The organism is Streptomyces sp. WAC05292 (assembly GCF_003949955.1).
Classification (GTDB): domain Bacteria; phylum Actinomycetota; class Actinomycetes; order Streptomycetales; family Streptomycetaceae; genus Streptomyces; species Streptomyces globosus.
The window spans coordinates 1-8,986 of sequence record NZ_RPSE01000256.1; the positions used below are offsets into that span (position 1 = coordinate 1).

General features: G+C 72.5%; 7 protein-coding genes. 3 read left to right on the forward strand and 4 right to left on the reverse strand.

From position 1 onward, the window contains the following. Positions 1–64: 64 nt before the first annotated feature. Positions 65–1,975, reverse strand: coding sequence for an anthranilate synthase family protein (locus EF903_RS22865; RefSeq protein ID WP_125546048.1), 1,911 nt, complete (start codon positions 1,973–1,975; stop codon positions 65–67). A gap of 283 nt (positions 1,976–2,258) precedes the next feature. On the opposite strand from EF903_RS22865, the gene EF903_RS22870 reads away from it, so the two are divergent. Further along, on the forward strand, positions 2,259–3,614 hold the full coding sequence (locus tag EF903_RS22870) for a class II 3-deoxy-7-phosphoheptulonate synthase (RefSeq protein ID WP_125546050.1): 1,356 nt from the start codon (positions 2,259–2,261) through the stop codon (positions 3,612–3,614). A gap of 203 nt (positions 3,615–3,817) precedes the next feature. Then, positions 3,818–4,084 (forward strand): bacterioferritin-associated ferredoxin, encoded by a 267-nt coding sequence (locus tag EF903_RS22875; protein WP_125546052.1) that lies wholly within the window; start codon positions 3,818–3,820, stop codon positions 4,082–4,084. 41 nt (positions 4,085–4,125) lie between these two features. On the opposite strand, the gene bfr is transcribed toward EF903_RS22875, so the two are convergent. Beyond that, complete coding sequence (bfr, locus tag EF903_RS22880; RefSeq protein WP_125546054.1) at positions 4,126–4,605, reverse strand: bacterioferritin; 480 nt, start codon at positions 4,603–4,605, stop codon at positions 4,126–4,128. A 171-nt stretch (positions 4,606–4,776) separates the two neighbouring features. On the opposite strand from bfr, the gene EF903_RS22885 reads away from it, so the two are divergent. Continuing rightward, positions 4,777–5,409, forward strand: coding sequence for a sulfite oxidase-like oxidoreductase (locus EF903_RS22885; protein WP_125546056.1), 633 nt, complete (start codon positions 4,777–4,779; stop codon positions 5,407–5,409). A gap of 34 nt (positions 5,410–5,443) precedes the next feature. On the opposite strand, the gene EF903_RS22890 is transcribed toward EF903_RS22885, so the two are convergent. Both EF903_RS22890 and pknB read right to left on the reverse strand, forming a co-directional pair. Further along, positions 5,444–6,301 carry a deoxyribonuclease IV gene (locus tag EF903_RS22890; RefSeq protein ID WP_125546058.1) on the reverse strand — a complete coding sequence of 286 codons (858 nt, stop codon included), beginning with the start codon at positions 6,299–6,301 and terminating at the stop codon, positions 5,444–5,446. A 47-nt stretch (positions 6,302–6,348) separates the two neighbouring features. Further along, the gene (gene pknB / locus EF903_RS22895; RefSeq protein ID WP_125546060.1) at positions 6,349–8,289 is read right to left on the reverse strand and encodes a Stk1 family PASTA domain-containing Ser/Thr kinase; all 1,941 of its coding nucleotides are present in this window, start codon (positions 8,287–8,289) and stop codon (positions 6,349–6,351) included. Between the last annotated feature and the right edge of the window lie 697 nt (positions 8,290–8,986).

Consider the following 8,986-nt stretch of genomic DNA (forward strand, 5'->3'; position numbering starts at 1 on the left):
ACCCTGCGCGGCGCGGACCTGCTGCACGGCCTGCTGGCGGACGTGCGCGCGGGCGCCCCGGCCCCTACGCCGGGGCGCCCGCGCGCACGTCCGCCAGCAGGCCGTGCAGCAGGTCCGCGCCGCGCAGGGTGAGGACGGACTCGGGGTGGAACTGGACGCCGGCGAAGCCGCCGGAGGCGGACCGCAGGGCGTGGACCTCGCCCGTCGCCGGGTCCCGCGCCACCTCGACGCCCCGCGCGGCCAGCCGGGCCGCGGCCGCGTCGTCGCAGGCGGCCGTGAACGTGTTGTAGAAGCCGACCACCTCCGCACTGCCGAACAGGTCGACCTCCACCTGCGCCCCCTGCGCGGGCTCCGCCTTGCGGACCAGCGGCAGCCCCAGCTCGGCGGCGATCAGCTCGTGCCCCAGGCACACCCCGAGCAGCCCGCCCGCGTGCCCGGCCAGCAGCTCCCGGGCCAGGCCGCGCAGCAGCCGCATCTTCGGGTCCGCCGGGTCGGAGGGGTCGCCGGGCCCCGGGCCGAGCACGACCGGGCCCGTGTGCGCGAGGGCCGCCTCCCGCAGCCCCGGCTCGTCGTAGCGGCGTACCGACACCGACAGCCCGCCGGCCCGCAGCACGTGCGCCAGCATCGCGGTGAAGGTGTCCTCCCCGTCCACCACCAGGCAGTCCCCGGCCCCGGCCGGCGGCCGCTCCTGCATCCGCAGCCAGAACGGCGCCAGGTCCCGCCGCCGCGCGGCCAGCGCCCGCACCACCCGCGGGTCCTCCGCCAGACGGGCCCCCTGGAAGGCAGGCCGCGGCGCCTCCGGGCGGACCCCCAGCGCGGCCAGCACCCCGGCCGCCTTCGCGTGCGTCTCGGCGACCTCGCCCGCCGGGTCGGAGTGGCGCACCAGCGTCGCCCCGACCGGCACGCGCAGCGATCCGTCCGCGCCGATGTCCGCCGTGCGGATCAGGATGGGGGAGTCCAGCGTCTGCCCGCCCGCGGCGTCCACCCCCAGCAGGGCCAGCGCGCCCGCGTAGTAGCCGCGGCCCACCCCGTCCGGGCCGACCGGCTCGTGCCGCCCGATCACCCGGCAGGCGTTCTCCACCGGCGAGCCCGTGACCGTCGCCGCGAACATCGTCTCCCGCAGCACCTCCCGCACGTCCAGCGAGGACCGGCCCCGCAGCTCGTACTCGGTGTGCGCCAGGTGCGCCATCTCCTTCAGCCGCGGCCCGACCACCACACCGCCGCGGTCGCCGACCGTGCACATCATCTTGAGCTCCTCGTCGACCACCATCGACAGCTCCTCGGTCTCCTTGCGGTCGCCGAGGAACGCCAGCAGCGACTCCGCCGCCGGCCCCCCGGCCGGATACCGGTACGTCCCGCTGATCGGGTTCATCACGACGGTCCCGCCGGACATCCGCACGTGCACCTCCGGACTCGCCCCGACCAGCGTCCGCGCGCCCGTGTGGACCACGTACGTCCAGTACGCGCCCCGCTCGCCCAGCAGCAGCCGCCGGAACAGCGCCAGCGCGTCCGCCCGCCCGAAGCCTTCGATCCGGCCCGTGTACGTGCGCCGGATGACGAAGTTCGCGCCCTCGCCCCGACCGATCTCCTCCTCCACGACCCGCCGGACGGTCCGCGCGTACTCCGCGTCGGGGACGTCGAAGCCGCCGCCCTCCACCCGCACCCGGTGCGCCGGCAGCACCGCCAGCGCCTCCGCGAGCGGGACCTCGTACGCCTCCTGCGCGGCCAGCACGCTCAGCGGCGTGCCGTCGTCGGGGACGTCGAACCCGCGCTCGCGGATCTGCCGGAACGGCACCAGGGCGAGCGTCGGCAGCTCGCGGACGGGCAGGTCGGCGAGGCGCTCCGCCTCGTGGACGGGCCCCACGAGCACCTCGACGGTGTCGTGGGCGCGGCCGGGGGTGCGCCGGCGCAGCAGTGCGAACGGGCGGCGGTCGTCGCCGAGCAGTCCGAGCAGTCGGCTCGTGGCGGTTTCCATGCGGGGGCGGTCGTCCTTCCGGGTGGGAGGGGCCGCCGGCCGCAGCGCATACGCGGAAGGCCGCCCCTCGGGGCGGCCTTCGCGTCGGTCGTGTCAGTGGGTACGCGCGAGGAGTGGGCCGCCGGGAGCGGTCCACCACCAGGAGCAGCAGGAGTGCGCGTACATGCGGGCCACCCTAGCCCACCCGGAAGGACGACGCGCCGGGGGAGACACGGTGAGAGACGTCCGTCTCAACTGATGGGCATCCGGCAGGGCACGAGGTGGGACGCCTTAATGTGTAGGGGTGACCGTGAACGCTGAAACCCACGCCCCCGCCGCCAAGGCGACCTGGCGAGACCTGCCCGCGGCGCAGCAGCCTTCGTACCCCGATGCCGAGGCCCTGCGCGCAGTCGTCGCGGACCTCGAGTCGTATCCTCCGCTCGTTTTCGCGGGCGAGTGCGACCAGCTGCGCGCCCGTCTGGGAGCCGTCGCCCGGGGTGAGGCGTTCCTCCTCCAGGGCGGCGACTGCGCCGAGGCCTTCGACGCCGTGTCCGCCGACCACATCCGCGCCAAGCTGAAGACGCTGCTCCAGATGAGCGCCGTCCTGACCTACGCGGCCTCCGTGCCCGTCGTGAAGGTCGGGCGCATCGCCGGCCAGTACAGCAAGCCGCGCTCCAAGGACACCGAGACCCGCGACGGGGTGACCCTGCCGACCTACCGCGGCGACTCCGTCAACGGCTTCGAGTTCACCCCCGAGGCCCGCGTCCCGGACCCCGAGCGGCTCAAGCGCATGTACCACGCCTCCGCGTCGACCCTGAACCTGGTGCGCGCCTTCACCACCGGCGGTTACGCCGACCTGCGGCAGGTGCACGCCTGGAACCAGGACTTCGTGAAGTCGTCCCCCTCCGGCCAGCGCTACGAGCAGCTCGCCCGGGAGATCGACAACGCCCTGAGCTTCATGAAGGCCTGCGGCACCGACCCGGCCGAGTTCAAGGCGGTGGAGTTCTACTCCTCGCACGAGGCGCTGCTCCTCGACTACGAGGGCGCCCTCACCCGTACGGACTCCCGGACCGGCAAGCTGTACGACACCTCCGGCCACATGGTGTGGATCGGCGAGCGCACCCGGCAGCTGGACCACGCGCACATCGAGTTCTGCTCGCAGATCGCCAACCCGATCGGCATCAAGCTCGGCCCCACGACCAGCGTGGACGAGGCGCTGACCTACATCGACCGCCTCGACCCCGAGCGCGACCCGGGCCGGCTCACCTTCGTCGTCCGCATGGGCGCCGACAAGGTCCGCGACAAGCTGCCCGAGCTCGTCGAGAAGGTCACCGCCTCCGGCGCGGTCGTCGGCTGGGTCACCGACCCGATGCACGGCAACACCTTCGAGGCCGCCTCCGGCCACAAGACGCGCCGCTTCGACGACGTCCTCGACGAGGTGAAGGGCTTCTTCGAGGTCCACAAGGCGCTGGGCACCCACCCGGGCGGCATCCACGTCGAGCTCACCGGCGACGACGTCACCGAGTGCGTGGGCGGCGGCGACGAGATCTTCGTCGACGACCTGCACCAGCGCTACGAGACGGCCTGCGACCCGCGGCTCAACCGCAGCCAGTCCCTCGACCTGGCGTTCCTCGTCGCGGAGATGTACCGCGACCAGTAGCGGCATGCCGACCGGCCGCAGAGCCCGCCGCCCGCGGCGGCGGGTGAGCGGCCGGTGACAGCCGATGACGGGCCATGGCAGTGGGGCGCGGATCCGTGTGATCCGCGCCCCACTGGCGTACGGGGGCTTTCAGGCCACCCCCACTTTGGGTACGGTTAGGTAAGCCTCACCGAACAGGGGTGGCTGCAAGACCATCCAGGGAGGTGAACCGCGTGTACGTCTGCTCTTGCTTCGGCATCACCGACAAGCAGGTCAAGGAACACGCGGCCGCCGGGGCCTGCACCCCCCGCCAGATAGCCTCCGTCACCAAGGCCGGCACCGACTGCGGCTCCTGCGTCCGCACCATCCAGGGCATCCTCGGCCGCGGAGCCTGCCCGCGCCGCGAGCTGCTGGAGAAGGGCCGCACCGCCGCCGACGCGCTCGCCGCGGACACCGCCCCCGCGGAGAAGGAGCTCGCAGGCGCCGCCTGAGGCCCCGCGCGCCGACCGCCCCCAGAGGGCCCCTCGGCCCCTCAGCTCTCCGGCTGCTCGATCAGCTGGGCGATGTACAGCTGCTCCCCGAGCGTCTCGATCAGCTCCAGCTGCGTGTCCAGGTAGTCGATGTGGTGCTCCTCGTCCTCCAGGATCTCCTCGAAGAGCCGCGCCGACGTGGTGTCGCCCTTGCCGCGCATGACCTCGATGCCGCGCTTCAGCCGGTCGATCGCCTCGACCTCCACCTGCCGGTCCGCCTGGAACATCTCCGTCAGAGTCTGCCCCACCCGCACGTGGAAGAGGCGCTGGTAGTTCGGCAGCCCGTCGAGCATCAGGATCCGCTCGGTGAGCTTGTCCGCGTGCTTCATCTCGTCGATGGACTCGGCACGGGTGTAGTTCGCGAGCTTGGTCCAACCCTTGTTGTCCTGGATCCGGTAGTGGAGCCAGTACTGGTTGATCGCCGTGAGCTCGCCGGTCAGCTGCTCGTTCAGAAACTCGAGGACCTCGGGGTCGCCCTGCATCGCAGAGGCTCCTTCCAAGCAATGTCAGCTAGTGACGGGTCTGTGCGCGCATCCTTGCACCGCGACCATGAACCGTCCAGTAAGTGCCTCCTTAGTGGGAGTTGCCATGACATGCCCGAATCAGCTCCCGCCTGGTCATGACCACCCCGCCACGTCTGTCACCATGGAGACATGGGTCAGCCGGACAGCCGGGAATCTCCGGGAGCAGAACAGCTGGAGCTTCCCCCGGGACAGCGGCTCCAGCGGGGCTGGCCCGTCACCCACTACGGGCCCGTACCCCGGTTCAAACCCGACAGGTGGGAGTTCCGCGTCTTCGGCGCCACCGCCGACGGGCAGAAGCACTGCTGGAACCACGAGCAGTTCACCGCCCTGCCCTTCGAGACCGTCGTCGCCGACCTGCACTGCGTGACCAAGTTCAGCATGGTCGGCGCCGAGTGGGGCGGCGTCCTCGCCCGCGAGATCCTCGCCCTCGCGCCGCCGTCGCCACAGGCCACCCACGTGATGGTGTGGGCCGAATACGGCTTCAGCTCCAACCTGCGGATGGACGACTTCGCCTCCGAGCGGACCGTCTTCGCCACCCACCAGGGCGGCGAACCCCTCACCGCCGAACACGGCTTCCCGCTGCGGCTCGTCGTACCCCACCTCTACGCCTGGAAGGGCCCCAAATGGGTCCGCGGCATCGAGTACATGACCGCCGACCGGCGCGGATTCTGGGAAGAACGCGGCTACCACAACATCGGCGACCCCTGGCGGGAACAGCGCTACTCCTACCAGGAGGAACCGGGCGACGGCCCCGAACTGTAGGCCCGCCGGACGCCCCGCGACCGCAGCCGCGGGCTCAGTGCAGGCCCCGCAGCTCCTTCAACAGGGCCACGTCCGCCGCATGCCCCTCCTTGCCGCCCGGCGTCTCGATCACCAGCGGCACCCCGTCCATCGCGGGATGCGAGAACAACTCCGCGAACGCCTCCCGGCCGATGCGGCCCTGCCCGATGTTCGCGTGCCGGTCCCTGTGCGCGCCCACACCCTCCTTCGAGTCGTTGGCGTGCACCAGCTTCAGCCGCCCCTCGCCCACCGTGTCCACCAGCAGGTCCAGCGCCGCCTTCACACCCCCCGGCTCCGCCAGATCGTGCCCCGCGGCGAACACATGGCAGGTGTCCAGACAGACCCCCAACTTCGGATGCCGGTCCAGCGCCTCGAAATACGGGCCGAAATCCTCCATCAGCGAGCACAGGGACGAACCCTGCCCGGCCGTCGACTCCAGCAGCAGAAACGGGTCGTCGTCATGGACCAGCTCGTCCAACAGCGGCAACGCATACTCCCTGACCTGCGCCAACGCCACCTCACGCGGACGCCCACCCGTCGCCGACCCCGTGTGGACGACGACCCCGCGCGCCCCGATCAGCCGACCCCGGCGCAGCGAATGCCGCAGCGACTCCACCGAGCGCTCCACCGTGGCCGCCGTGTGCGAACCGAAGTTGATCAGATACGGGGCGTGCACGAACGCCGGGATGCCGGCCTCCGCGCAGCCCGCACGGAACAACTCGTCCTGCGCGGGACTGCCCGCCGGAGTCGCCCAGCCGCGCGGATTCGCCACGAAGACCTGCACCGCCTCCGCGGCCAGCTCCCGCGCGTACGCCAACCCCACCGAAGCGAGCCCGCCCGCCACGGGAACGTGCCCGCCCACCGGATTCCGCAAGCGCCGCCCGACCGGGGACGCACCGACCGCCCTCGACCCCGGCACGGCTACAGCCCCTTGATCCGCAGGATGACGGTGCTGCCCTCCGGGGCGTTCTGGCCGCCCGGCACCGACTGCGCGTCCACCGTGTTCGAGAACGAGATCAGCGGCTTCTCCACCCGCACCTTGAACCCCGCCGCCTCCAGCGTCCGGCGCGCCGCATCCGCGTCCTGCCCCGTCACGTTCGGCACCGGCACCAGACGCGGGCCCTTCGACACCGTCAGCACCACCGTGTCACCGGCAGCCGCCTGCGCACCCGCACTCAGCGACTGGTTCGCCACCGTGCCCGCCGGCACCGGGGAGTTGACCTGCTCCGCAGCCACCTCCACCTTCAAACCCAGGTCCTGCAACGCCGTACGGGCCTGCTCCACCGGCCGCGCCGCCACGTTCGGCACCACCACCGGCCGGCCCTTGCTCACCGTGATCGCAACCGCCGTGTCCGGCGCCCGCTTCTGCCCGCCCGCCGGATCCGTGCCGACCACCGAACCCCTCGCGACGTCCTGGCTGAACACCTCGTTGACGATCCCCGGCGCCAGCCCGCTCTTCGTCAGCTCCGCCTTCGCATCGTCCAACGGCCGGCCCTTCACCTCCGGGACCACCACCACCTGCGGGCCCCGCGAAACGGTCAGCACCACCGCACCGTTGCCGCGGATCCGCCTGCCACCCCCCGGATCCGAAGCCATCACCGTCCCCCGCTCGAAAGCCTCGCTGAACTTCCGCTCCACCCGCTTCACACCCAGGCCGGCCGCCGACAGCTCCGAACGCGCCTCCGCCTCCGACTTGCCCAGCAGATTCGGGACCTTCGTGAACTGGCCCGCGCTGATGTACCACACACCCGTACCCAGCCCCAGCGCCAGCAGCACCGCCGCCACCACCAGCAGCGGACCCCGCCGCACCCGGCCCGCCGGCCCCCGGCCCGCGGCGGCACCGGCCGGTGCCGCCGGCTCCGGGCCCACCGGCGCCGACGCCAGCACCGACGTGTGCTCCACACCGCCGCCGCCACCCTGCCGCGCCCCCACCGGGCGCGGAATCACACTCGTACGGTCCTCCGCCGCCGACCGCTCACCCGACAAAGCCTGCGGCGGCACCGCATCCAGCTCCGCATCCGACAGCTCCGCCCGCACGGCCAGCACCAGGCCCAGCAGCGCCGCCGCGTCGAACGGACGCAGCTCCGGCGCCCTTGCCGCCGCCTGCGCCACGATCCCGTCCAGCGAAGCCGGCAGACCCGGCACCACCGCCGACGGAGGCGGCACGTCCTCGTGCAGATGCTGGTACAGCACCTGCGCCGGCGAACCCCCCGAATGCGGCTTCCCACCCGTCAGCATCTCGTACAGCACGACCCCGCACGCGTACACGTCCACACGCGTGTCAGCGACACCGCTCTCGATCTGCTCCGGAGCCAGATACGACACCGTGCCCAGCACGGCACCCGTCGTACTCGTCACCGAATCCACCGACCGCACCAGGCCGAAATCGGCCACCTTCACCCGGCCGTCGTCACCGATCAGCACGTTCTCCGGCTTCATGTCCCGGTGCACGAAACCCGCCCGGTGCGCCGCCCCCAGCGCCGCCAGCACCGGCTCCAGAATGTCCAACGCAGCCCGCGGCTGCAGCGCGCCACGCTCCCGCAGCACATCCCGCAGCGTGCAACCGGAAACGTACTCCATCGCCAGATACGTGTACGGGCCGTCCGTGCCCTGGTCGAACACCGCGACCACGTTCGGATGCGCCAGCCGCGCCACCGACTTCGCCTCGCGGATGAAACGGTCCACGAACGCGCCGTCCGCGGCCAGCGCCGGATGCATCACCTTCAACGCCAGAACCCGGTCCAGGCGAGTGTCCAGGGCCCGGTAGACCGTGGCCATCCCGCCGGCCGCGATGCGGGCGTCGATGCGGTAGCGGCCGTCGAGCGTCTGCCCGACGAGCGGGTCATCCAGGGTCGTGTCCACCCGGTGCCCGGCAGGCGGCCCGCGCCAGGGCTCCGGGGCTCCGCCCCGGACCCCGCGCCTCAAACGCCGGCGGGGCTGTATGTTGCGGCGCTCGATGTGACAGAGACGACATCCCGCTCTCAGACGCGGTCCCGGCCACGCTCGCCGCGCAGCGGCAATCCCGACCCGCCCGCCGCACAGCGCACCACTTCCGGCATGGGCCGACAATCCCAGCCCGTGCGCGGGACCCAGAGCCCACGGCTTCCCGGCGGAGCCGGCATCTCCAGCCCGCGCGGCGCTTGAGCGCGACGGGCGCGCAGCGCACGGTTTCCGGCGGAGTCGGCATTCTCAGCCCGCGCGGCGTTTGAGCGCGGCGGGCGCGGAGCGGCCGGTTTCCGGCGTGAGCCGGCACTTTCAGCCTGCGCGGCGCTTGAGCGCGTCGGGCGCGCAGCGCACGTCAACCGGCGGAGCCGGCATTCTCAGCCCGCGCGGCGATTGAGCGCATCGGGCGCGGAGCGGCCGGTTTCCGGCGGAGCCGGCACTTTCAGCCTGCGCGGCGATTGAGCGCATCGGGCGCGCAGCGCACGGTTCCCGGCGTGAGCCGGCACTTTCAGCCTGCGCGGCGCTTGAGCGCGTCGGGCGCGCAGCGCACGTCAACCGGCGGAGCCGGCATTCTCAGCCCGCGCGGCGATTGAGCGCATCGGGCGCGCAGCGCACG